This is a genomic window from Rhodococcus sp. NPDC057529, from assembly GCF_042802055.1.
In the GTDB taxonomy this organism is placed as follows: domain Bacteria; phylum Actinomycetota; class Actinomycetes; order Mycobacteriales; family Mycobacteriaceae; genus Rhodococcus_F.
Map to the genome: position 1 here is coordinate 55,161 of NZ_JBHVEY010000016.1, position 24,273 is coordinate 79,433.

Consider the following 24,273-nt stretch of genomic DNA (forward strand, 5'->3'; position numbering starts at 1 on the left):
ATGTTTACAGTTCAAGAGTGAGTTTTGTTGTTCTGCTGCGTGATACGCAGATCATCATCACGTCGCCCTCGTCACGTTCTTTGGCGGTCAGGTAGGAGTCACGATGGTCGGGTTCACCGGCTAGCACACGTGTCTCGCACGTGCCGCAAATGCCTTCCCTGCAGGACGAGAGCACGAAGACCCCTTCGCGGTCCATGGCGTCGAGGATGGTCTCGTCGGCGGCGACAGTAACCGTGCGGCCAGTGTCGACCAGTTCGACTTCGATCGCCTCGTTCTGCCCGCTACCTTCCTGCTGGCCCGCAACGAACCGCTCCAGATGCAGGGACCAGGCCGCGCCGTCTGCTCGCTGCTCGAGAGCAGTCAAAAGCCCTTCTGGACCGCAGGCGTACACGGCGGCGCCGGCGGCGAGGGATGCCAGAATTCTGTCCAGATCGAGGACGCCCGCCTTGTCCTGCGGTATGAGCGTGACACGGTCGCCGTACCGGCGGGACAACTCGTCCGAGTAGGCCATCGAGGCTCGGCTCCGACCACCATAGGCGAGCCGCCACGGAACACCACGACGGTCGACCTCGTCAATCATCGGTATCAGCGGGGTGATGCCGATACCACCCGCGATGAACTCATAACGGTCGGCCTGCTCCAGCTCGAACCGGTGACGTGGACCGCGTCCGAGTAGTTCCGTGCCGACTTCGAGACGGTGCATTGCATCGGAGCCACCGCGACCGTCCTCTGCACGGAGCACAGCAACTCGCCACCGGTCCAGGGACAGATCACCACACAGCGAGTAATGCCGCACGAGTCCGTCCGCAAGCTCGAACTCGACGTGAGCGCCGGGCTTCCACGGCGGGAGGTTACCTCCGTCGGCCGCCTCGAACTCGACCTCGGCCACCCCTTCTGCAATGATCCGGTGACCGGATACGACCAGCGTCAGTTCAGTCTCGACAACTGCCGGTGCCTGCAACGTAGTGGTCGCGTCAGTCATGGGAGTGATCGATACTTATCTGGATGCTCTTGGGGTACGTCATCTCTTCGTATCCTTCGATGCCGCCGAGGCGCCCATACCCGCTCTCGCCAATACCACCCATGGCGAATGCCGGGTCGCCCCGTCGGTACTGATTGACCCAGACGACGCCTGCTCGCATCGCATTACTTACACGGTGCGCCCTATCGAGATTCTTCGACCACACCGCGAGGGAGAGCCCGAACTGCGTGCCGTTGGCCAGGTCCACGGCTTCCGACTCCGTTTTGAAGCGCGACACCGCCAGAACTGGCCCGAAGACCTCCTCTTGGAAGATCCGCATTGTCGGCGTGACGTCGGTGAACACCGCCGGCCGAATCAGCTGCGGGTGCACTTCGGTCAGCACCTCCCCGCCGTAGAGCAGATGTGCCCCCTCCTCACCTGCCAGTTCGACGTACTGACGGATGCGGTCGAGCTGGGTCGGCGTCGCGGTGGGACCGAGATCAGTTGCGGCTTCCGCCGGGTTGCCTATCACCAGTTGATCGAGGTAGGCGACGACTTTCTCCATCACTTCGTCGTGGATGGAGTCCTCGATGATCGCGCGCCCGCCACACATGCAGCTCTGTCCTGCGGCGGCGGTGAAGCCCCGGGCCACCGCAAGCGCGGCCTCCTCGACATCGGCGTCGGCGAATACCACGTTGGCCGATTTGCCGCCCAACTCCATCACTACCGGGACCAGTCGCTCGGCTGCCTGTCGGGCAACCCTTCGACCTCCTTCGGGGCTGCCGGTGAACACCAACTTTGACACGTCCGGGTGCGAGCACAGGCGCGCCCCTACCGGGTCCCCGAAACCGGTGACGACGTTGAAGACACCGGGAGGGATGCCGGCCTCGTGTGCAAGCTCCGCGATGACCAGTGTAGAGACGGGTGCGATCTCCGAGGGCTTGATAACAAGTGTGTTGCCCGCAGCTAGGGCCGACGCAGCCGACTGGGCAAGAATGACACCGGGGGTGTTCCACGGCGACTGAATGCCGACCACTCCGAACGGGACTCGTCTCGTGATGGAGAGAATCCTCGAATCACTCCCGACGGGAACGGCGTCGGTGCGCGTCTCCGCGACACTTGCGGCAAATCGGAAGTAGCCGCTGACGGACCCGTACATCCCGAGCTCTTCACGGATGATTTTGCCGTTGTCCTGCGATTCGATGTGCGCGAGGCGTTCTGCATCTCGGTCGATCAGGTCCGCGAACGCGCGGAGGATCCGCGCGCGCTCGTAGGGGCTTTCGGTCCACCCGGATTCCCGAAAGGCAGTCAACGCGGCCGCGACCGCGCGGTCGACGTCACTCTCATCCCCTTCCGGTACGACTGCGAAGGGCTTCTGGGTCCACGGGTCGATGCTGTCGAAGGTACGGCCGGAATGAGCCTGGACCCATTCCCCGTCGATGTACATCCGGTAGGCGTTCATGATTCGTTCCGTTCGTGTGTGTTTGGCGAGCTCTTTTTTGAAGGCCGTCAATTCTTCAGAGACCTTCCAGTAGAAGGGCATTGGCCATTCCGCCGGCTTCGCACATCGTGACAAGGGCGGTCCGTCCGCCACCGGCGACGGCGTGCGCAGCGGTCGCGATGAGACGCGCGCCCGATGCTCCGGTGGGATGTCCGAGCGCGATCGCGCCACCTCGCGGATTGAGCCGCTCGGGGTCTACGGACAGGCTCTGCGACCATGCGAGCGGAACGCTGGCGAACGCCTCGTTCACCTCGTAGTGATCGATGTCGTCCAGTCTCCGGCCGGTACGGGCCAGGAGGCGTGTGGTGGCCTCGATGGGTGCGGTGAGCATCTGGATGGGGTCTTCGGCGGTGACGACGCCGTCGACGAAGCGGGCGATAGGGGTAAGTCCGTTGCGCTGCGCAAAGCTTTCGCTGGTCACCAGAACTGCGGCCGCGCCGTCGGCGAGTTGAGAAGAGTTTCCGGCCGTCACGGACCAGGAGATCTCGGGGAAACGGGTGGCCTGTTGGGTGTCGGTGAAGGCGGGTTTCAGTGCGCTGAGCGCCTCGCCCGTAGTCGACTCGCGGATGGTCTCGTCCGCGGCCAGAAGTCTGACGCCTTCGCCGTCGTTGACCGGCACGATTTCACGGTCGAAAAGACCACTCTCGCGAGCGTACGCAGCGCGCTTATGGGAGGTCAGCGAGTAGGCGTCCATTTGATCTCGGGTGATCCCCCACCGCGCAGCCACCAACTCGGCTGAGATGCCCTGTGACACCAGGCCTGGGAAATACCGCTGGGACGCGGCGCCGAACGCATCGGCGCCCTGACGGTTGGAGCCCATTGGCACCCGGCTCATGGACTCCACGCCTGCGGCTACCACCACGTCCTGCGCGCCGCTCATGATTGCCTGGGCGGCGAACTGGACCGATTGGAGGCTCGATCCGCAGCGCCGGTCGATCGTGACGGAGGGAACGCGCTCGGGCAGTCCGGCCGACAACCATGCCCACCGCCCGGGCGTGGCCGACTGCTCCGAGACCTGTGACACACAGCCCGTCACGACGTCCTCGACCAGGTTCGGGTCAACGCCCGTGCGTGTGATGAGCGCGGACAGAACTTGGCCGAGGAGGTCGACCGGGTGAACCGGATGCAGTGCACCCGACTTCTTACCCTTCCCGATCGGGGATCTGACCGCGTCAATGAGTACCGCGTTCGCCATTGAGACCTTTCCTTCCAACACCTGCCGATAAGTCACATTGATACACGAACTGTGCCATCATGTCACTGTCTACGGCCTGTAAGCCGCTTCCGGCACGCTCCGTCCGCCGCGACAGACGGGCAAACAGTCGAGGTGGATGAGTGCCGGACTCGACTGGTCCATCGCGCCCGCCGCGACCAGTACGGATGCGAGGTTCCTGTCCAGCGGGCCACTCCGGCGCGGTGCATCCTCCGGGTCGCAGAGTCCGCATGGCGGATGTGAATACCGAACGCGCTGGCCTTGGCGGCAACGTTGCGGATAGAAGTCATCGCCCACGACGATCGATGACGCAGCCCGTTGTCATCCCGCACGGTTCGGGGTGTTCAGCTGACCTCTACGCAGCCAGCGAGGTCGGGAGGCGCGTCACGCCCACCGACATACGGCGAAGGCCCGCCGTCCACCGCGCGTCGAGGGGAACCCCGGTGGAGAGATGGGCAAACTCAACTCTTGGCCCGAGCGGTACGACGCGCTGCGGTGGGAGGGGCTTCGACCGGGCTTACGGTGAGACCGGGCAGCGCGAAGACACGCAGCATGAACTTGACGTGCTCATCGTCGTGCCGGTTGATGACCGGGTTGGGTCCGAGCAGAGAGAACACGAGGTGCGTCACCCATTCCGTCGCGTCGGCGATGGTGATGTCCTTCCGCAGTTCACCACGTTGCTGTGCGCGACGGATCAGCGGAGCGAGGAACCGCTCGACCAACGAAGTGAACTCGGTACCTCCGAATAACGCCTCAAGGGTTTCTCCGGCTTCCTCCACCGCGAACAGACGCGACAGCACCGGACTCTCCGCGACGCGCCGGCTCATCAGGAGAGCAACCTCGATAACGCCTTCGCCGAAGGGCGACTGCTCGTAGATCAGCCGACCTTCCTTGCTGAGCTCATCGAACTCGCGGGAGATCACTGCGGCGAAGATGTCCTCTTTGGAGGCGAAGTACCGGTAGACAGTGCGACGCGAGAGCCGCACCTCTTTTGCGATCTCGTCGATCGTGGTCTTTCCGACCCCATACCGATAGAAGCATGCAGCAGCACCGTCGATGAGTCGCGCACGGGTGGCATCACCGGGTGCCACTATCTCAGTGCGACGTGGCATACCTCTTCGACTCCCCTGTGACGCGACGAGCGGGCCGCCCGGGCCCCCTCGCGTTGACGATGAACGGGTAGACGTTATCGCATTCCGGCGCTTCTCGAGTCCGCCCCCTCCTGCGTCCGACGTGTCGGGAACTTCTCCGACCACTGCGGATCCGTCGCGAGCGGATGCGGCGGTCATCGGTTCGGGACGTAGGTCGTGGGCGGCTTGGGGAACGGCACATCAGCGGGGACAGGCGTTGCCTTCGGCGGCTGAGGCGCGTTGTCCTCCCGGAATCGACGTGCCCACGCGCGGAATGCTCCGATCGTCCTCCGCTCGTCTCCGACAAGGGGCGCGTTCTCGATGTAGATCTGGTTGTCCCAGATGATGCGGTCGTTGCCGCCGGCGTTCAGTGCTTGTTTGCACTGCTCATCGATGACAGCCTTCGCACGCCCCTTGGGCTCGTCGGTGTCGTCGAGGCGCCCGACCCAGATTGACAGCGAGTAGACCGAACGATCGTGGTCGATCGGAGTGATAGCGCTGATCTGTGCCGTCGGATGGAGTCCGTGCAGCCTGCTGTAGACAACGCCCAATCCCCATTGATAGTTCTCCACTCGAACCGTGACATCGCCATCTCGCGTGGGTACGTGTCCCGTGAAGTCGGTAAAGAACATGTCGCCATCCGCGCCCCCGCCATTGAGGGCAGGCACGTCGGACCACTTGTGGACGGTACGAAGATGGCTGATGTCTGCCACATTCTCGAACGCGAATTGAGGCGGAAAGGTCACCTCCGCACGGTTGGCGCCGTGGGGATACAGGGGATAGAAGGTGGGATCTTCGGCTTCGGCAACGCGGGGCGGCGTGTAGGTCGGCTCCTCGGAGCCGGTACGCGAGAACCACATGTAGACGATGCCGTCCTGTTCCGTGGTTCGCCAGACACCGAGGCTCTTCTTGATGCAGCGATCGAGATACGGGATCTTCGTGTTCGCGCCACTTTCCCCGCTCCATTCCCAGTTGTGGAACGGGCAGACGATGCTGTCTCCCACCACCTCGCCCCCGTATCCGAGATGCGCTCCCATGTGCTGGCAGTTGGCGTCGAGAAGGTGGGCCTGACCACCCTCGCCGCGGAACGCGACCAGGTCCCGCCCGAAGTAGCGGAGCGGCATTACCGCTCCGGGCGCGAGTTCTTCGCTCCAGAAGGCGTGATACCAGCCCGTGCCATATTGCCGAATCATTTCCACGTCAGTCATCGACGACTCCTTGTCCTTGCATTGTTTTGCAGAGGGCTCCACCATGTCACAATGTACCGGAAACCGTGCTTTAATGACAGGAACTTGACAACGAGCCCTGGGAGACTTCCTTGACTATCCGGACCGCTGTAACCGATTTGACTGGGAAGACGGCCATCGTGACCGGTGGCGGGACCGGCATCGGCCAGGAGACCGCGCTACTTCTCGCCCGCCGCGGCGCCGATGTGGTCCTCGCATCCCGCAGCGAGGAGCGTCTTGCCGCAACTGCCGAGCAGATCGCCAACGAGACCGGCCGTAAAGCGCAGGTCGTGGCAACCGACGTCCGCGACCACAGTCAGGTCGAAGCACTCGTCGATCACGCAATTGCCTCCTACGGGCGGCTAGATATCGTGGTCAACAACGCAGGCGGCACCTACCTCAAGCCTATGCAGGATCTTGAGATCCTGGAGTGGGACCGCATCATTGCGCTCAACCTGACCAGCGTCTTCTCGATGACGAAGGCCGCGATTCGCCATCTCGAGGCTGACGGTGGCGGCTCAATTGTCAATATCTCGTCGTCATCCGCATCCTTCGGGACCATTGGAGGCGCGGCGTACAGCGCAGCTAAGAGCGGCGTGGAGATGCTCACCAAGGTGTCTGCGGCAGAGCTGAGCCCGCGCGGCATCCGCGTTAACTGTGTGGCGCCGGGCATGACGAGATCTGAAGGCGCTGAACGATCATGGAACCGCGGCAGGCTTGACGTGGCTGCGAACGAATTGCGCATGCCGCTCCGACGGGTCGCCGAGCCGGTGGAGATCGCACGAATCGTCCTGTTTCTCGTGTCGGACTACGCCTCGTATTTGACCGGTGAGGTACTTCACGCCGACGGCGGACCGAAGATGGACGGCATCGACGACGTCTGATCGTCGATGCCGCACCGTCACAATCGAAGCGGTTAGCTCGCCCCGCCCAAATCGAGCGGGCCGAGCGATATCGCCTTCCCGAGAACACCGAGACTTCGCGCAGTTTCGACCGATTTCATGAGTGCTGCAACATCTTTACGCAGGTAGCGTTCGGTGTCTTCAAAGGAGACTGCGTCCTTGCGCGCCAGGTATGCCAAGGCGCCGCTCGTGCCGCTGCACGCGTTCAGAACCCTGATCACCGTGGCTCGGTCGTGGCCGAACGACTCCCCTATCCGCATTGCCTCTTCCGCAAGCTGGGAATGGGCCGCAAAGAGTGCGTTGTTGATGAGCTTCAGTTGCGTCGCCGAACCCGATGCCCCTGTCTTCACCACAGGAGACGCGTAGGCAGACACGATCTCGGCCGCGGCGTTGGTACCGTCTTTTCCTCCACCGAGCAGCACGGTTAGCTCCCCCTGCTCGATCATCACCGGCGTGCCACTGACGGGCGCATCGACGAAATCAAGTCCACGGGCGGCGGCCTCATCGGCGAGATCGACGATTGCGCCCATATCTACCGTGGTGTGGTTGATGACGACAGCACCCGAGGCGAGGCTGTCCAATACGCCGCCACCGAGAAGGACCTCGCGGAGCTGATCGGCCGAAAATACACACACGACGCAACATTCGGCTCCTTCGGCAGCAGCAGCGCCGTCCCGGAAGGTGAGTGCACCTGCACGTTCGAGGGTCGCGCGAGTTTCCTCCGACCGCACCAATGCCTGAACCGCGTAACCCGCCTGCACCAGCCGAACGACCATCGGCATACCCATGGAACCTGCACCAATGAAGCAAATTCTCTTGATATTCAACGCTTTCCACCCTTCGGATTCGTATACACTAAGTCACAGTATATGAGCAATTGTGCCACCAGGAGGCTGTTGTGATTGCCGGACGTATTGCCGAGACGGGGCGAACCCGTGAACCCGCAACGCCGGCGGAGAACGTCGCACTGGGCTGGCGCTTTATGACACCGCTCGGCCTGGGTTCGGTTCTGAACCCCATCAACTCGTCGATGATCGCTACCGCGCTCATCCCGATCGGCAATGACCTCGATGTCAGCGCCACACAGACCGCTTCCCTTGTGTCGAGCCTCTATCTCGCATGTGCCGTCGCACAGCCGACCCTCGGCCGCATCGGGGACGTGCTCGGCGCGCGCCGAGTGTTTCTCCTCGGAACCTTCTTGGTGGGAATCGGTTCGCTCGTGGGTGCAACGGCGAGCGCTTTGTGGTGCCTTGTCCTGGCTCGGGTTCTCATCGGAATTGGAACCTCGGCTGCGTACCCCAACGCGATACTCATCATCCGGCGCCGAGAACTCGAGGCGCCGACACTGGACCCTCGACCTGCTCTGGGCGTATTGACCCTGACTGCCCAGGTGACCGCCGCCGCCGGGCTTCCACTCGGAGGCGTCCTTGTCGCAGCATGGGGATGGCGATCAATCTTCCTCTTCAACCTCATACCCGTCGTGCTATGCCTCGTGATGACGTTGCTGTGGATTCCACGAGATCCTCGCAGTCGGGCAGGCAGTCTCCGTGAGCTGTTCCGCCGGATCGATCCGTTCGGCGTCCTCCTGTTCGGCGGGGCCATGTCCGGACTCCTTATCGCACTTCAGTCCCTCGGCAGTGTCAATGTGGTCGCGCTCGTGGGGTTCGTCCTCGGCATGGTCGCGCTCCTCGTATGGGAACTGCGAGCCCGATCGCCGTTCATCGACATCCGGTCTCTCGCGCGCAACGGTCCCCTGAGCCGTACCTATCTGCGCACAGCGCTCACATACGCCACGACCTACACGATGATGTTTGGCTTCACCCAATGGCTCCAGGACGACCGCGGATTCCCGGCTTGGCTTGCTGGACTCGCGATGCTGCCGATGACGGCGGTCGCCGCCATTCTCGGATGGTTCGTGTCCAGGCGTGGCACAGTTCGCCTGGCCCTTCGCCTCACGGGGCTCGCCGTCGTCGGTACGTCCACGGGAATGGCGTTTCTCACTGACAGCACCCCGCTGCCGTTCATCTTCCTTACCTCGCTCGGGTTCGGGATCGTGCTGGGATGCATGAGCCCAAGTAACCAGAGCGCTCTGTACCGGCAGGCACCGGCGGATAACATCGGCGCATCGGCAGGCCTGTTCCGCACGTCTATCTATTTGGGGGCAATCGGGTCGAGCGCATTGACCGCAATGGCGTTCTCGTCAGGTGTCGATGCCGGGTCGTTACGGATCATGGCCGCATCGCTGGTTGCGGCCGGGGTTGCGCTCATGATCTTGACTTTCACAGACCGCTCTCTGCCGCGACGTATTCGGCCGTCAGGTGGCGATGCTGATGATGAATCTCGGTAGCGAAACGACAGCACTGTCCACCAGACGCCGAGCGGACAGTGCTGGGGGAACATCGACCCGACGGAACGTCGACGAGAAGGATCGGCCGCGATTCGGTTTGGTCAGAAGGTGCTATCGCCGGCGAGCGCGCGTGCCAGTAGCACGCGAGCCAGATTCCTTCGGTACTCCTCCGTCGCGAAGAGGTCACTCTGTGGCGTGGTCCCCTTGTCTGCCAGTGCAGCAACCGCTTTGACTGAGGCACCCGCACGAAGTGCTTCCTCTGCCCTAACCGCCCTGCATGATCGGGGCCCCATCCCCGCCAGTCCGATTCCCGGTCGGGATCCACCCACGTAGCTGACGCCGACGATCGCCCACATCATGGCACGGGTACGAAACTTCTGGAATCCCCACGGCTCGTCACGGTGAACCGGCACTGTGATCTGGGTGATCAGTCGCATGCCGCGGTTCTCGTCGGCGGTTCGAAGGAACTTCTCCACGTCGACGAAGTGCTCACCGGTGGAATCCAGGTAGGCGACCTGGGCTCGTAGAGCGATCAGCGCCGCCGGCAAGTCCGCCGCGGGATCCGCGTTCATCAATGAGCCCCCGATGGTACCGATATGCCGGACTTGGGGGTCCGCGATCGCGGAGGCGGCGCGAGCGAGGAGCGGGATCTCCGTGCGTGCTGCGGCGAAGGTCTCGAGCTCAAAGTGCCGTGTCATCGGACCAATGCGCATCTCCCGCAGGTCGCCGTCGTCGACGACCTCCATGCCGCGCAGCTCTGACACACCAGAGAGGTCAATCAACGAACCTGGGTGCGCATCGCCGGCTTTCATCGCCACTAGAATGCTCTGGCCACCGGCCAGCAGCGCCGAACTCGGCTCCGACAACAACATGGTCAAAGCATCGACCACGGTGGTCGGCATGTGCACCGGGCATGGATGATCGATCATCCCGACTCCTTGGTCGCTACGTCCAGTACCGCCGAGACGATGTTCTGGTACCCGGTGCAACGGCACAGGTTCCCCTTGAGCGCGCGGCGAGCAGACCTCTCGTCTCGAATCCTGTCTTCGGCCAACGCGCTGACGCATGCCATGACCATGCCCGGAGTGCAGAAGCCGCACTGTGAGCCGTGGTGTCTTCGGAAGCTTTCCTGAACAGGGTGCAACCGGTCGCCGTCGGCGAGTCCCTCGATGGTGGTGATCGAGCTGCTGCGGACCTGGATCGCCAGCACGGTGCAGGATTTCATTGAGCGTCCGTCCACGAGGACGGTGCAGGCCCCGCACGTCGTGGTCTCACACCCCGACTTGGTCCCCTGCAATCCCAGGTCCTCGCGTAGGACCTCCAACAGCAGCCGTGTCGGCGCGGCGGACACCTCCACGGGGCTCCCGTTGACCGTGAGACTGACGCAAACGAGTCCGGGTTCGTTGTTGGCCGGTCGTTCCGCCTCGGTGAGGTGTCCCGGCTGCTCCGGGCCCGTAGTCATCTATTGACCCGTCCAACGCGGCGAGCGCTTCTCCTTGAATGCGCGCGCACCTTCTTGCGCGTCCGCCGACGACCTCACCGGCTCGTAAATCTCCTGCTGCCGCGTGAAGGCCTCGGACGCGGACCAGTCGCCGGACTGCTCCACCACTTGCTTACTTCCGCGCAGAGCGAGCGGTCCGTTCTCCGCGATGGTCTCCGCCAGCCTCAGTGCCTCGTCGAGAGCCGTACCGTCGGGAACCAGTCGGTTGACCAGACCCCACCGCTCGGCTTCTGCTGCGCCGACGTGCCGGCCGGTCAGGATCCACTCCATGGCCATGTTGTGCGGCACGCGGCGAGGAAGCCGAAGGAGCCCTCCGCCACCCGCCATCAGGCCGCGACGGACCTCGGGTAGACCGAAGACTGCGCTCTCGGATGCGACCAGCAGGTCGCAGCACAGGGCGATCTCGAAGCCTCCTGCGAGAGCGTGGCCTTCGATCGCAGCTACGAGTGGCTTCTCCGGTGGGCTCTGAACGATCCCCGCGAATCCGCGGCCTTCGACTGCGGGGCGTTCTCCCGCCAGGAACGCCTTGAGGTCCATTCCTGCGCAGAATCCAGTTCCTGCGCCGGAGATGACACCCGCGGCGAGGGTCGAGTCGCCATCAAGCTGCATGAGGGCCGCGGCGATGCCCTCGGATGTTTCCGTGTCGATGGCGTTCCGTACTTGCGGCCGGTTTATGACGATCGACAACACTCTGCCGTGACGGCGGGTGAGCACCTTGTCGCTCATCGCGCCGGCATTCGGATCGCGCCGTCGAGTCGAATGGTCTCACCGTTGAGCATCGCATTGTCAACGATGTGCATCGCCAGTGCCGCATATTCTTCAGGGTGACCAAGACGCGCGGGATGGGGCACCGCGGCGGCCAGGCGTCCGCGCACCTCGTCGGAGAAGCGGGAGAGGATCGGGGTGTCGAATGTGCCGGGCGCGATGGTGCAGACCCGTACGAGCCGGGATGCGAGATCGCGGGCGGCGACCAAGGTCATGCCGACGACACCGGCCTTGGCCGAAGCGTAGGGCGTCTGGCCGATCTGACCTTCCCACGCGGCAACGGAGGCGGTCATGATGCAGACGCCGCGTTCTCCTTCGACAGGTTCGTTCGTGATCATGTTTGCCGCTGCGAGGCGCAGCACGTTGAAGGTCCCCACGAGGTTTGTCTCGATGAGTCCGCGGTAGTCGTCGAGGGAACCTGGTTCGCCTGCACGGTCGACGACGCGCACGGTGCCGCCTCGGCCTGCGCAGTGCACGAGAGCACGGAGGGGTGCTTGATCGGAGGCCATCTTGACGGCAGCGGCGACCGCCTCGGGGTCAGCGACATCCGCAGGGGCGAACGCGCAGTGATCACCGAGGTCGGCGACAACCTCGGCTCCGGGTGAGGTTGGAAGGTCGACCAGTACGGTGAATACACCTCGCCCGACCAGTTGGCGGGCAGTCGCCAGACCCAAGCCGGATGCACCCCCGGTGACGATTGCGGAAGCGTTCTCGAGAATCATCCGGCGGCCACCGGCCAGGTGATCGTCTTGTGCTGGAGGTACTCCTCGAGTCCCCATCGTCCCCACTCTCTTCCCAGGCCGCTGGCCTTGTATCCGCCGAATGGGCCGTGGGGCGTCACTCGGCCTCCACCACCGTTGACTGCCACCGAGCCGGTCCGGATGCGCTGCGCAATGGAGTAGGCCCGTGAGACATCCCGCGACCACACGCCGCCGGCCAGTCCATAGCGACTGTCGTTAGCGATGCGTACGGCCTCGTCGTCGTGGTCGAAGGGAATGACCGTCATCACCGGGCCGAAGAACTCGTCCTGGGCCACACTCATCGAGTTCTTGACATCGACTAGGAGGGTCGGCTCCAAGAAGTATCCGGTTTTGATTCCATCGGGACGTCCGCCGCCAGCGGCGATGCGTGCTCCTTCCTCGACTCCGCGGGCGATCATGCTTTCCACCCGATCACGTTGGGCACCACTGATGAGGGGGCCGAGGGTGGTTTCAGAGTCAGTCGGATCTCCGATTCGCACATTCTTCAGGAGCCCGGTCACTCGTTCCACCAATTCGTCGTGAATCGACCGATGGACGATGGTGCGAGTCAGCATGCCGCAGCCCTGGCCGCAGTTGGCGGTGAAGTTTCGCAGGACGTCGGGCGCCACGCGGGAGAGGTCGGCGTCGTCGAGCACGATGTTGGCGGACTTGCCACCCAGTTCGAGAACGACCTTCTTCATCGTCGGTGCGGCCTGTGCGAGGATGCGACGGCCCGTGGCGTCGGAACCGGTGAAGCTGACCATGTCGACCGCCGGGTGTGTTGTCAGGATTTCGCCGACTTCGGGCGATCCCGGGATCACATTGAGTACCCCGTCGGGCAGGCCGGCTTCCTGTGCGATTTCTGCGAGCACGAAGGCGGATAGCGGTGTGAGGGGTGACGGCATGAGGATGGTCGTACACCCTGCGACGAGTGCCGGCCCCAGTTTGAACAGACTGAGCATCCACGGGGCGTTGAACGGGCTGATGGCCGTGACGACGCCGATGGGCTCCCGGTGCACGACCCCTTGGCCGACGGTCGCGCCGACCAGGTTGGGCAGCATCGGCTCGATGAACGGGAACCCTGGGACGACGCGGTCCATGAGGTCCATCCACCGTTCGATGGGAACATCGGTGAAGGCTGTCGTCGCAGCGTGCGTGCGACCAACCTCGAGGTGGTCGAGCGTCGCGAGTTCGTCGCGACGCTTGCGCATGATCTCGCCCATCCGGAGGAGAACCGCTGCGCGTTCGCGAAAGGTCATGTTCGGCCAGGGGCCGTCGTCGAAGGCCGCGCGAGCCGCGGTGACTGCGGCGTCGGCGTCCGCGGTGTCGGCCAGCGGGACCTGCCCGATAACTTCCTCGGTCGCCGGGTTCACGACATCGAGCGTCGAGTCCGTGCTGGATGGGTGCCACCGGCCTGCGATGAACAGATGATCCCACTTGTAGTGTTTCATGTGTCACCAATCTGGTGAGGGCAGCTCTGGGGCTACCGAATGTGGAAGGGGGTTGGAGTGATCCGTCACCGACTGGCCGACGGCTGGCTCAGCCACTCGTCGACTTCGATACCGATGCTGTTCAGAATCCAACCGGTCATGGAGTAGAACCCGATCAGCATGAGCAATTCGATCAGCTGCTGATCCGAGTACTCCTGCGCGATGATTTCCCATGTCTCGGCGGATATCCGCTGATTGCGGTAGATGTCATCGACTGCTTGGAGCTTCGCAGCCGTTAAAGCGTTCCAGGACGGGTCGGAGGGACCGACGACCACGGCGTCGATCTCCGTGTCAGAGACACCCGAGATCCGCGCCGATCGCGTGTGATGCGCCCACTCGTACGGACTGCCAACGCGGTGAGCAACGCGCAGGGTCACCAGTTCGCGGTCGTGTAGCGGGAGTTCTCCCGTCCGGAACCGCACGCCCAACATGGACCAGGGCTCGAAGAAGTGCGGGTGGCGTACCAAGGTGCAGGGCAGGTTCCGATCAGGGAGTGCATCCGAGAACTCGACCCCCTCCGGGAGCAACCGATTGAGTCGTTCCCGCACGGCTCCGACTCGCTGTTCCATTGGTACCGGGGGAATCCTCGGGTCGGCAGTCTCTCCGCTCATGAAATGGCCTCCTTCTCGATCAGTTCTCGTAGGTCCGGCGAAACGGCGCGAGACCCTATCCCCACAGCGGATTCACGCTGTGCGCCAGCTGTATCCGAGCCCTCGGTTAGCACTATGTCCTCGTCCCGAGGGGACAGGTGACGTGCGAGCCAGTCGGCGCCGATCTCCATCACGTCTGCCAGTCGTGAGCCGTGGACGTCGGTGTGCCCGGCGTTCTTCAAGATCACGAGCTTCTTGGGGGACCCCGCGGCCTCGTACAGTTGCTCGGCGTTGCTCGCCGGCGTGGTCCTATCCAGTTCGGCGGCGATGAGCAGCAAGGGGCGAGGCGAGAGCCGATCGACATATTCGACGGGCTTGTAACTCATGATGGAGTCCGCTGTCTCCGACAGTGGATAGCGCAGCGCGGCGAGCTCGGGGTGCTTCTCCGCGTGCTTGGCGGCCCGCACGTGCGAGGCCGGCTCGAAGTTCATGATCTCTTCGGGCGGAACCTGCTCCCCTCGTCCCAGCACTCGCTCACGGCGGTCCGCAGCGACTCGCTCCGTGAAGTCCTGCCATTCCCACGGGGCCCGGGTCGAGCGTAATAGCGCTTCGCCGTCGGCGAAGGGAGTAGTGGCCACGACACAACGAATTCGATCATCCGTGGCCCCGGCCATCACCGCGTGCGCGCCGCCGTAGCTGGCGTCACCCCAGACCGCGATTCGGTCGTCGTCCACTTCGTCGCGAGTGGACAGGTAGGTGACCGCGTTCCGCACGTCTTCGAGCTGTTCGTGAGCAATATGTCGCCATCGAGGGCCTTCGCTCGAGCCGAAGCCTCGGTACTCGAACGTGAGCACGGCATAGCCCATTTCCGCGAATCCCCGTGCATACTTCGGCGCGAACATCCCGAAGACCGGGCGGTAGCCCAGGCACAGGACGATGCCGGGGAGGCCGCCGGCCGGCCGGTTCTCCTCGCTCGGCATGTACAGCACGCCGTGCAGCGATAGGCCCGGGCCGCTCGTGAACCGAACTGTCTCCGTCGTTACCGTCATTTCGACCCAGGACTCCTTTTCGTCGTCAAGATGCTCGGCGCTGTAGCGAAGGGGTTTGTGTAGTGCATATACACCCGGGCACTGTGTCACAAACGTAGCGCATATGTGCCATCAAATCCATGAGCGGGCGTCATCCGGAAACAGCACCCGCCCCTGTGCGGCGGCATCCGCGAACGCTCCTGCATCAACGGAGGCATCGGCCACGAACGGAAGGGCGGCGTCCCAGCGCACCTCATGGACCGCCTCGGCGCTCGCAAAGACCACACGCCCCGTATTTGGAGCCGACAGATCACTGATCATCCACACCAGGGCCTGCGACACGGCGTCCATCGGGAACCGCTCGAAAAATTCGGGGCGCATGGGCCCCGACGACGTGGTTTCGACCTCACCCCATGCTCGGGTCGCAGCACGCGGAGATATTGTCCAGACTCGGACGCCGTGCTCGGCTCCCTCCAACGCCAGAACGTTGGAGAATCCAACGATACCCGCTTTCGCCGCAGCGTAATTCGCTCCGTCCCGCTTTCCCCGGAGCCCGGATCGGGAGGTGGTGTTGACGACCACTCCGCCGTGCCCCGACTCCACCATGTGACGGTAGACCGGTTGCGTGACCCGCACGGTGCCGCGGAGGTGGACGTCGAGAACGCTGTCGAAGTCCTCCATCGACATGTCGAGAAAGGGGCTGTCACGAACGATGCCCGCGTTGTTGACGAGCGCATCGATACGCCCAAAGGAATCGACGGCGAGCTTCACCAACTCCTCGCCACATGAGGGGTCGACTACGTTTCCATGGTGTGACACCGCCTGCCCGCCGGCGTCCACCACTTCCTGCGCTACCTTCGCTGCAGCACCGCGAGCACCGGCGGAGCGTCCCGAAACATCGGATCCGAAGTCGTTGACGACGACAGCAGCCCCGTGGCGGGCACAGGCGAGGGCGTAGTCGCGTCCGAGTCCGTTCCCCGCGCCGGTGATTACCACCGTCTTTCCAGCTAGGTGTCCATTCTGATCGCAAGTGGTGAGCTGCATGATTCTCCTCGAAGTCTTGACGCCCGCGAAGACTGGCGAGACGTCCATCACATGCTACGATGTCACAATAACAGGCGCATTGTGCAGCTTCGGCTGCCGGACACAGAAGGAGGTCCGCGTTCGTGACCACCCACACCATCAATGACTATCCGATGACCCGCACGTGCCCGTTCGATCCGCCCGCGGCCCTCATGGAACTCCAGGAGACGGATCGAATCACGAAGGTTCGCCTCTGGGACGGCTCGGAGCCATGGCTGGTCACCGGCTACAACGAGGTCCGTGAGATTCTCGCTGATCCCCGAGTCAGCGCCGACACCGATCGGCCGGGTTACCCCTTCGCGAGCGAGGGTTCCAAGGCTCGGCGTGAAGTCACCAAGACGTTCATCAACATGGACAACCCGGAACACGACCGCCTCCGCAGGATGCTCACTCGCGACTTCATGGTTAAGCGCACCCGAGCGATGCGTCCACAGATTCAGAAGATTGTCGACGAATTGATCGACGACATGCTGGCCGGCCAGAAGCCGGTCGACCTGGTCGAAGCGCTCGCGCTTCCGGTGCCGTCGCTCGTCATCTGCGACATGATGGGCGTCTCGTACGCCGAACGCCACCTCTTCCACGACCTGAGCCGGACCATGATCTCCCGTCTGTCCACGGGTGAGCAGGCCGTTGCTGCGATGCAGGGGATGCTGGAGTTGCTGGGCCGCGTTGTCGACGAGAAGCTCAAGGATCCGCAGGACGACATCGTCAGCCGCCTGGTCACCGAGCAACTGCAGACGGGCCTGATGGCTCGCGAAGACGTCATCAACATGTGCCAGCTCCTCCTCGTCGCCGGCCATGAGACGACCGCAAACATGATCGCGCTGGGTACGTTGACCTTCCTGAAGAACCCGGACATCCTGGCGACGATGCAGACAACGGATGACATCAAGGTGCTAGCGAACTCGGTCGAGGAGATGCTGCGCTACCTGACGATTCTCCATGTGGGACGCCGGCGCGTAGCGACCGAGGACATCGAGTTCTACGGCCACACCATCAAGGCCGGAGACGGCATTGTGGCCGCTCACGACGCCGCGAACCGCGACCCGCTCGCATTCGACGATCCGAACAAGCTCGATCTGACGAGGCAGACCAGACATCACCTCGCCTTTGGATACGGGCCGCACCAGTGCTTGGGCCAACCCCTGGCCCGGGTGGAACTCGAGGTCGTCTATTCGACGCTGTACCGGAGGATTCCCACCCTCGAACTGGCCATCCCCTTCGAAGAGATCGAGTTCAAGACCGACAACGTCGTGTACGGCGTGAACGCCCTACCCGTGACTTGGTGAGGAAGAAAATGAAGGTAACCATCGACCAGGACAAATGCGTCGGAGCGGGCCAGTGCGTTTTCGCCGCGCCCGACGTGTTCGATCAGCGGGACGAGGACGGCATCGTGATCCTGCTGGACGAGAACCCGTCGCCTGAGCTCCACGACGAGACGCGCGAGGCCGCACACGTGTGCCCGGCACTGGCGATCATGCTCGATGAGTGAGGCCCAGACACCGCAACGTGTAGTTGTCGTCGGCGCATCCGCTGGCGGGCTCACGGTTGCCGAAACACTTCGACGTGAAGGCTATAGCGGCGACATCGTCATGATCGGCGACGAGACGGAACCGCCGTACGATCGCCCACCGCTGTCCAAGCAGGTCCTCAAGGGTTCGTGGGATCCGGCAAGGACCCATCTGCGCGATCGGACCAGTCTGGATGCCCTCGAGTGCGAATGGCTCCTCGGTGAGCCTGCCCGATCGGTCCATCTCGACAACCGCACCGTCGAGGTCGGGGGACGTCAGGTGCCCTACGACGAACTGGTGATCGCCACCGGCGTCCGTCCTCGGCCCCTGCCCATCGACATTCCGCCGGGAGTGCACACCTTGCGCACGCTCGCGGACGCTCAGGAACTCGCCAAAGATATGCGAAAGGGTGCGTCGCTGGCCGTTATCGGTTCCGGGTTCCTCGGGATCGAGGTTGCCGCCGTCGCTATCGAACTGGGCATGAACGTGACGGTGGTCGACGTCCTCGACGCTCCTCTCGTGCGCCAGCTCGGGCCTGTGGTCGCTGCACAGGTGCGCGAGCTGCACGAAAGCCGCGGCACCCGATTCCGTCTGGGGCGTTCGGTCGTGGCCCTTGATCCGACCGAGGACGACCGGGTGTCGCTTGGCCTCGACAACGGGGAGAGCTTCACTGCCGACGTGGTTCTCGTGGGCATCGGCTCGCTGCCCAACACCGACTGGCTGGTCGGTTCGGGCCTGAAGATCGACAACGGCATCGTGTGCGACGAGTTCAACCGTGCCGGCCAACACGTGTGGGCAGTAGGCGACGTCGCTCGATGGTTCCACCCTGTCCAGCAGCGGCATGTTCGCATCGAGCACAGGATGAACGCGACGGAGCAAGGTATCTCCGTGGCCAAGGGCATCCTGGGAACGCTAACAGCGTTCGCCCCCGTACCGTACTTCTGGACCGACCAGTACGAGGTGAAGATTCAGGCCTACGGAACCCTGCCCGAGGGTGCTGACGTGCGCGTGGTGGCGGGTTCCATCGAGGACGGCAAGTTCGCGGTCGCGTACCACGTCGCGGGGGAAGCTGTCGGTGCGCTGAGTTGGAACATGCCCCGAGAGGTACGGGGCCTCCGGCAAGAACTTGTGGCGCGTACTCACAGACTCCTCTCGTGAATGCTGCCGCCCGATGGTTCGATACCATCGGGCGGCAGCGCTCTAACCACAGAGCTGCGAGGTTCTGAAACGGTCTACGTTGCGAAATACCGAATTCTAGTCCGGGCGGCCGAGGCACGCCGGAGTACGTTTACACGTGCGTTGACTGTCTCCCGCGACAACGTGGCGTCCGGAACGAAGTTCTCATACCCGTGGAAACCTCCCGGCCAGACATGGAGTTCAACCGGGACACCTTCTGCCAGTAGCCGTGAGGCGTATGCAATGGTTTCATCCCGAACGACTCCACAGTTCCCACATCCAACTAGGTGGGCGGGAGTCCGGCCAGGCCCTCGGCCACCGCGGGGACGCGTATCCCGGTGCAACACCAACTGAATATGAATCCCCAATGAGGGCCTCCCATCCGCGGCGGTTCATCTCCCGGTCCCAGATTCCGACGTCCATCACTTCATGGCTGGACAACGTCTCATTGCAGTGGTCGAACATGGGGCACTGCAGCATTTACAGAACCAATGGTTGTCCCCTGTCCCGGTACGTCAGACAGGCTGCCGCCGCGAGTCCCGCACCTGCGCTGGCACCACCCAACGCCACAAGGGTCGAATCGATTCCAAGTTCCGCAGCGTGACCAAAGACCCCATTCTAGTCCGATTACCACGTCGTCGAGGCCTGCGGGGTGTGGATGCTCGGGTGCGAGGCGGTATTCAACGGCAATCGCGATACACCCGAGCTCCTTCGCGACCCTCCGAAGCCTCACGTCCTCGTGATCCGCCGCCGCTATTACCATCCCACCGCCGCGCACCCAATACAGACACGGAAGTTGAGGGCATCGGCGTTGTTTGGGGATGTCGGTGCTTCACCTGCGAGGCCACGTCATCCCGATGGATCCTGAGCCCTAGAACAGGGCGCCTTCGGTTGCCGAGAGTACCTCCACCACAGTGGTTGTCACGCCAGAAACGTCCTTGTACCAGCTCAACGCGACGGCCGACAGTTCCGCAATTCGCTCGCGGTCGACGGACGGCCACTAATCGCCTTGCCCCACCAGGGTGCGCACTTGGGAATGCTGAGCATAGACAGCGGCATGACGATACGAATAGGGTGCCAATGTGACAGAACCTGCTGAATGTGATCGGCACCCGCGCGCACCTAGGGCGGTTCGCCCGCCCGCGCAGCTGGACCTCACTGTACGCCCGGAGTCCGCGAGTGAGGAGACCGTCGTCAGCACAGTCGGCCGGGCCGTGAGCCGCCTCGAAGATGGCAAGCTATTGACGGGATCCGGCACATACACCGCAGATCTACAGGCCGCTCGTCCGTTGCACGCGGTATTCGTACGCTCAAAGGTTGCACGCGGGCTGCTGCGCGGCGTCGATACAGCTGCAGCCACCGCAGCTCCGGGCGTGGCCGCGGTGGTGACGGCGGACGATCTCGAACTTCCCCGCCTCGCCCCAGCGCAGGCCGTCCAGCCGGTCGACATCGCCGCACACCGCCCGTTGCTTGCCGCCGGGGCCGTGAGATTTGTCGGCGAGGTCGTCGCGGTCGTCGTCGCCGCCTCAGCCCGGGAGGCGCGAAACGCGGCGGCAATGGTCTCGATCGACGTCGTGGAGCTGCCGCCCGTTCTCGCTGTCGCAGAAGCCGTTCGCGGCGACTCGTCGCATGTCATCGAAGAACTACACACGAACATCGCACGTAGTTCGCGACTTGCCGAGGTCAAGGCCGACCTTCCTGACGTTCGCCCGGACGTGACCGTCCACACCCGCGTCGAGCAGCCGCGGATGGGGGTGATGCCGATGGAGACTTCCGCCATCGTCGCGGTCCCCCACCAGGACGGCTCCTTCGACGTTGTCCTCTCGTCGCAGATGCCGCACCGATTCCGGCGGTTCGCCTCCGCATTCCTCGGCATCCCTATTGACCTGCTGCGCGTCCGCTGCCCGGCGGTCGGCGGCGGGTTCGGCGGCAAGACGCCATTTGATCCCGACTACCTTCTCGTCCTGGCGCTGGCGCGCCACCTCGATCTGCCCGTGCGATGGGTCCAGACACGCCACGAGAACCTACTAACGATGCAGGGGCGCGGACACACGTTCGACGCGACCGCGACGGCGGACCGAACCGGACGCATCAGCAGTTTGAGCGTCAACGCAACGACCGATGTCGGCGCGTACCCCGGCACCGGAATGGTGATGATCCACACCGCCCGAAGCCTTGCGACGGGGGTATACACCATACGCGAACTGAATTACGACATTCGTTGTGTAACAACGAACACAGCACCTACGGGAGCCTTCCGTGGTGCAGGTCGGCCCGAGGCCACGCACCTCATCGAGAGGGTTATGGACGAGGTGGCAGTTCGACTTGACCTCGATCCTGTCGAGGTTAGGCGACGTAACCTCGTTGCTGCATCCTCCTTTCCGTGGACCAACCCCGCTGGCGAGACCTATGACTCGGGCGACTACGAGGCCGCCCTCGATCTCGCGCTCGGTGCGGTCGGGTACGACCGGCTTCGCGAGGAACAGCGCACCCGCTCGTCGGACTCCACGACGCTGCTGGGTATCGGCATCAGCTGCTACGTGGAGGTCTCGGCGTCTGCGGGAGTGGGGCTGGCCAAGGAAACCGCGCAGGTCCGGGTTCTCACCGACGGCACGATCGAGTTGCGGGTCGGTACCGCCGCTCACGGGCAGGGGCATTGGACCCTCTACAGCCAGGTGGCGTCGCCCGTGCTGAAGCTACCGCTCGAACGTTTCGTCCTGGCGGACCCCGATACCTCCCTCACGGAGTTCGGTGAGGGCACCGGGGGATCGCGATCCGCCCAGATCGGCGGCTCCGCCGTGCAACTCGCGGCACAGGACCTGGTGGCACGTGCAACCGCGCTCGTCGCCCGCACCATCGGTGTCACGCAGGACGAGGTTGAACTGCGAGAAGATGGCGCTTTCGCCGCGAGCAGCGGACACTCTTTCACCTGGGAAGAGCTCGCCACTATTGCTGAATCGACAGAACTCATCGGCGAGGCGACTTTCGACCAGGTGCAAGGATCAGCACCTTTCGGCTGCCACATTGCAGTGGTCGAGGTGGAGCGCGACACGGGGCGGGTATCGATTCGCGATTTTGTCGCAGTCGATGATTGCGGTGTGGTGATCAATCCGCTGATCGTCACCGGCCAGATTCAGGGCGGCGTCGCGGCCGGCATCGCCGAAGCATTATTCGAGGAGATCCGCTACGACAGCGACGGGGCGCTCGAGACCGAGAGTCTCGCCGAGTATTTGATGCCGAGCGCCGCGGACCTTCCGAGTGTGCAAACCCTGCACACGACAACTCCCACACGACTCAATCCATTGGGCGCCAAAGGGGTGGGAGAGTCCGGTACGACCGGTTCGGTGGCTGCCGTGCACAACGCCGTCGAGGACGCACTCCGCCGGGCTGGGGCGGGGTCGGTGCAGATCCCACTCACGCCTGGCCGTGTATGGGCCGCCCTGCACACGACCGCCGCATCGTCATCACATTGATCTCAGACGACCGAGGAAGTGGCATAGACGTCGGGGGCGACCGAGCGACGCCGCTTCGGCAAGGCGGATCCAGCCATAGTTACCACCACTGCACAGACCGCACACACGATGTAGGCCGACGCAAACCCCGCCGCGGTGACCTGACCGCCCGATTGGTTAGTGAGGATAGGCGCGATCACCGCACTGCACACGGCGGTTCCGGTACTGAGCAGGAGGACGTTCACGCTGTTGGCTGCAGCAGCCTGCGCGAGCGGCACCGCCGCCAGAATGAGCAGCGGAAGCGTGCAGTACACGAACGTGGTTCCGATTGCCGCAATACCGATAGCCATTACAACCAGCCAAAGCGGCTTACCCGGCACGGCGTGCAAGGCGTATCCGCACACCAGGAACACTGATCCCACGAGGATGGATGCCTTCGGCCCACGACGATCTGAGAATCGCGCGGCCACGAACGCGAACGTCATCATCGCGACGCTCACCGGCAATAGGCACACCGCCGCCAGCAGAATCGACAGGCTGTATCCCGCGCCGGCGTCCGGGTCTGCCTGCAGGAGTTGCGTAGTGATCAGGGTGTTTCCGTAGAACGCAAACCCGACTAGCAGGGCGACGAGATGCGGTACTAGAAGAGCCCGGCGGGACGCCGACTGCAGGTCCACCAGCGGATTGCCATTGCGCAGTTGTTGGCGGCCCCACAGCACGAAGAGTGCCGCGGCCGCCACGAACATCGACACAACTGCTGGGCTGGTCCATCCCCATCCGCTGCCCTGTGTCGTGGGAACAAGAAGGCACACAAGGGCACTACTGAGGCCTACTGCGCCGACGCCATCGAACCGCCCGCCGGTCCGACTTCGCGACTCCCCGACAACCATCGCCGCGGCCAGGGTCAACGACGCCCCGATCGCTGTGGTGACCCAGAACAGCACGTGCCAATTCGCCCACTGAATGATGGCCGCGGAGAACGGAACCCCGAGAGCGACACCCAGACCGAGGGTCGAGTTGAGCAGCGCGATCGTACGAGGTACCCGGCCCGTACGGAGTTCCTCCCGCAGAATCGAGATACCAATCGGGATGATCACGGCCCCGACACCCTGTAGCCCGCGTGCGAGGATTAGTACGGCGATGTTCGAACTGATTGCGCACAGCATCGAACCCCCGGTCATCAGAGTCAGCGAGATGAGCAACATGCGCTTCTTACCGACCATGTCAGCCAGGCGACCGAAGATCGGTGTCACCACCGCTCCTACCAGAAGCGTGCTCGTGACGAGCCAGGAGACCGCCGCCGACCCCACTCCGATCAGACCAGGCATGCTCGGCAGCAATGGCACCATGATCGTCTGCAAGATCGCCTGGAACACCGCTCCGATCGCGAGTACGGGAAAGAGGAGGCGCGACGATTGCCTGCTCGTGTTGAGCTTCCAGGTCACAGCGGAAGCGGTGCCGACACGAGTTGATCCGCTTGTCGATGGTCGACCTAGGAACTGCTGTGCCCGAACCATCGGAGCGCCTCCAATCTCTACGTGTCTACTCGGTAGTGCCCACGCCGCAGCTAACTTTCCGGACTGCAGGCCTAGGAGTGGGTGCGCTGCGGCGACGACCGAGCCGCGTGAGCGGCACAGCAGGACGAGCCGGAGCGTTG

22 protein-coding genes and 2 pseudogenes are annotated in these 24,273 nt (G+C 63.6%); 6 read left to right on the forward strand and 18 right to left on the reverse strand.

What is annotated here, in order from left to right:
• Window positions 1-4 precede the first annotated feature (4 nt).
• The 5 genes from ACFU5V_RS28305 to ACFU5V_RS28325 all read right to left on the reverse strand — a co-directional run bounded on the left by ACFU5V_RS28305 (window position 5) and on the right by ACFU5V_RS28325 (window position 6,013).
• Window positions 5-982, reverse strand: a complete 978-nt coding sequence (locus tag ACFU5V_RS28305; RefSeq protein WP_378703208.1) for a PDR/VanB family oxidoreductase — start codon at window positions 980-982, stop codon at window positions 5-7.
• Window positions 975-2,504 (reverse strand): aldehyde dehydrogenase family protein, encoded by a 1,530-nt coding sequence (locus ACFU5V_RS28310; RefSeq protein WP_378703209.1) that lies wholly within the window; start codon window positions 2,502-2,504, stop codon window positions 975-977. The genes ACFU5V_RS28305 and ACFU5V_RS28310 overlap by 8 nt, the downstream gene beginning before the upstream one ends.
• Window positions 2,479-3,657, reverse strand: coding sequence for a thiolase family protein (locus ACFU5V_RS28315; RefSeq protein ID WP_378703210.1), 1,179 nt, complete (start codon window positions 3,655-3,657; stop codon window positions 2,479-2,481). The genes ACFU5V_RS28310 and ACFU5V_RS28315 overlap by 26 nt, the downstream gene beginning before the upstream one ends.
• A 479-nt stretch (window positions 3,658-4,136) precedes the next feature.
• Complete coding sequence (locus ACFU5V_RS28320) at window positions 4,137-4,766, reverse strand: TetR/AcrR family transcriptional regulator (RefSeq protein ID WP_378703211.1); 630 nt, start codon at window positions 4,764-4,766, stop codon at window positions 4,137-4,139.
• A 194-nt stretch (window positions 4,767-4,960) separates the two neighbouring features.
• Window positions 4,961-6,013 (reverse strand): Rieske 2Fe-2S domain-containing protein, encoded by a 1,053-nt coding sequence (locus ACFU5V_RS28325; protein ID WP_378703212.1) that lies wholly within the window; start codon window positions 6,011-6,013, stop codon window positions 4,961-4,963.
• Window positions 6,014-6,123: 110 nt separating this feature from the next.
• Between ACFU5V_RS28325 and ACFU5V_RS28330 the strand changes: the two genes are divergently transcribed.
• Window positions 6,124-6,915: an SDR family NAD(P)-dependent oxidoreductase gene (locus tag ACFU5V_RS28330; protein WP_378703213.1), complete on the forward strand. Its 792-nt coding sequence runs from the start codon at window positions 6,124-6,126 to the stop codon at window positions 6,913-6,915.
• A gap of 32 nt (window positions 6,916-6,947) precedes the next feature.
• Here the strand turns inward: ACFU5V_RS28330 and ACFU5V_RS28335 are convergent, their stop codons facing one another.
• Complete coding sequence (locus tag ACFU5V_RS28335; protein ID WP_378703214.1) at window positions 6,948-7,760, reverse strand: NAD(P)-dependent oxidoreductase; 813 nt, start codon at window positions 7,758-7,760, stop codon at window positions 6,948-6,950.
• Window positions 7,761-7,831: 71 nt separating this feature from the next.
• Here ACFU5V_RS28335 and ACFU5V_RS28340 point away from each other — a divergent pair, with 71 nt between their 5' ends.
• On the forward strand, window positions 7,832-9,280 hold the full coding sequence (locus ACFU5V_RS28340) for an MFS transporter (RefSeq protein WP_378703215.1): 1,449 nt from the start codon (window positions 7,832-7,834) through the stop codon (window positions 9,278-9,280).
• Window positions 9,281-9,381: 101 nt separating this feature from the next.
• Here the strand turns inward: ACFU5V_RS28340 and ACFU5V_RS28345 are convergent, their stop codons facing one another.
• From ACFU5V_RS28345 to ACFU5V_RS28380, 8 genes are all read right to left on the reverse strand, one after another.
• Entirely contained in the window at window positions 9,382-10,209 is an 828-nt protein-coding gene (locus tag ACFU5V_RS28345; RefSeq protein ID WP_378703216.1) for an FAD binding domain-containing protein, read from the reverse strand.
• Window positions 10,206-10,742, reverse strand: a complete 537-nt coding sequence (locus ACFU5V_RS28350; RefSeq protein WP_378703217.1) for a (2Fe-2S)-binding protein — start codon at window positions 10,740-10,742, stop codon at window positions 10,206-10,208. Before ACFU5V_RS28350 ends, ACFU5V_RS28345 begins: the two co-directional genes overlap by 4 nt.
• Window positions 10,743-11,507 carry a crotonase/enoyl-CoA hydratase family protein gene (locus tag ACFU5V_RS28355; RefSeq protein WP_378703218.1) on the reverse strand — a complete coding sequence of 255 codons (765 nt, stop codon included), beginning with the start codon at window positions 11,505-11,507 and terminating at the stop codon, window positions 10,743-10,745.
• Entirely contained in the window at window positions 11,504-12,268 is a 765-nt protein-coding gene (locus ACFU5V_RS28360) for an SDR family NAD(P)-dependent oxidoreductase (RefSeq protein ID WP_378703219.1), read from the reverse strand. Before ACFU5V_RS28360 ends, ACFU5V_RS28355 begins: the two co-directional genes overlap by 4 nt.
• On the reverse strand, window positions 12,265-13,737 hold the full coding sequence (locus ACFU5V_RS28365) for an aldehyde dehydrogenase family protein (RefSeq protein ID WP_378703220.1): 1,473 nt from the start codon (window positions 13,735-13,737) through the stop codon (window positions 12,265-12,267). Before ACFU5V_RS28365 ends, ACFU5V_RS28360 begins: the two co-directional genes overlap by 4 nt.
• Window positions 13,738-13,802: 65 nt before the next feature.
• Window positions 13,803-14,387 (reverse strand): carboxymuconolactone decarboxylase family protein, encoded by a 585-nt coding sequence (locus tag ACFU5V_RS28370; RefSeq protein WP_378703221.1) that lies wholly within the window; start codon window positions 14,385-14,387, stop codon window positions 13,803-13,805.
• Window positions 14,384-15,415: an alpha/beta hydrolase gene (locus ACFU5V_RS28375; protein WP_378703222.1), complete on the reverse strand. Its 1,032-nt coding sequence runs from the start codon at window positions 15,413-15,415 to the stop codon at window positions 14,384-14,386. Before ACFU5V_RS28375 ends, ACFU5V_RS28370 begins: the two co-directional genes overlap by 4 nt.
• A gap of 111 nt (window positions 15,416-15,526) precedes the next feature.
• A complete protein-coding gene (locus tag ACFU5V_RS28380; RefSeq protein WP_378703223.1) occupies window positions 15,527-16,486 on the reverse strand; it encodes an SDR family NAD(P)-dependent oxidoreductase in 960 nt (319 codons plus the stop codon).
• 104 nt (window positions 16,487-16,590) lie between these two features.
• Here ACFU5V_RS28380 and ACFU5V_RS28385 point away from each other — a divergent pair, with 104 nt between their 5' ends.
• Genes ACFU5V_RS28385 through ACFU5V_RS28395 form a run of 3 tightly spaced genes read left to right on the forward strand, consistent with a single transcriptional unit; the run spans window position 16,591 to window position 19,146 of the window.
• A complete protein-coding gene (locus ACFU5V_RS28385; protein ID WP_378703332.1) occupies window positions 16,591-17,766 on the forward strand; it encodes a cytochrome P450 in 1,176 nt (391 codons plus the stop codon).
• Between the two features lie 8 nt (window positions 17,767-17,774).
• Entirely contained in the window at window positions 17,775-17,969 is a 195-nt protein-coding gene (locus ACFU5V_RS28390) for a ferredoxin (RefSeq protein WP_378703224.1), read from the forward strand.
• Window positions 17,962-19,146 (forward strand): NAD(P)/FAD-dependent oxidoreductase, encoded by a 1,185-nt coding sequence (locus ACFU5V_RS28395; RefSeq protein ID WP_378703225.1) that lies wholly within the window; start codon window positions 17,962-17,964, stop codon window positions 19,144-19,146. The genes ACFU5V_RS28390 and ACFU5V_RS28395 overlap by 8 nt, the downstream gene beginning before the upstream one ends.
• A 74-nt stretch (window positions 19,147-19,220) precedes the next feature.
• On the opposite strand, the gene ACFU5V_RS28400 is transcribed toward ACFU5V_RS28395, so the two are convergent.
• The 3 genes and pseudogenes from ACFU5V_RS28400 to ACFU5V_RS28410 all read right to left on the reverse strand — a co-directional run.
• Window positions 19,221-19,511: an alpha/beta hydrolase gene (locus tag ACFU5V_RS28400; protein ID WP_378703333.1), complete on the reverse strand. Its 291-nt coding sequence runs from the start codon at window positions 19,509-19,511 to the stop codon at window positions 19,221-19,223.
• Window positions 19,512-19,644: 133 nt separating this feature from the next.
• Window positions 19,645-19,764: pseudogene (locus tag ACFU5V_RS28405) on the reverse strand (alpha/beta hydrolase fold domain-containing protein); the annotation flags it as partial.
• Between the two features lie 25 nt (window positions 19,765-19,789).
• Window positions 19,790-19,942: pseudogene (locus ACFU5V_RS28410) on the reverse strand (alpha/beta hydrolase fold domain-containing protein); the annotation flags it as partial.
• 436 nt (window positions 19,943-20,378) lie between these two features.
• Between ACFU5V_RS28410 and ACFU5V_RS28415 the strand changes: the two are divergent.
• Complete coding sequence (locus ACFU5V_RS28415; protein ID WP_378703226.1) at window positions 20,379-22,637, forward strand: xanthine dehydrogenase family protein molybdopterin-binding subunit; 2,259 nt, start codon at window positions 20,379-20,381, stop codon at window positions 22,635-22,637.
• Window positions 22,638-22,639: 2 nt separating this feature from the next.
• Here the strand turns inward: ACFU5V_RS28415 and ACFU5V_RS28420 are convergent, their stop codons facing one another.
• Entirely contained in the window at window positions 22,640-24,133 is a 1,494-nt protein-coding gene (locus tag ACFU5V_RS28420) for an MFS transporter (protein WP_378703227.1), read from the reverse strand.
• Between the last annotated feature and the right edge of the window lie 140 nt (window positions 24,134-24,273).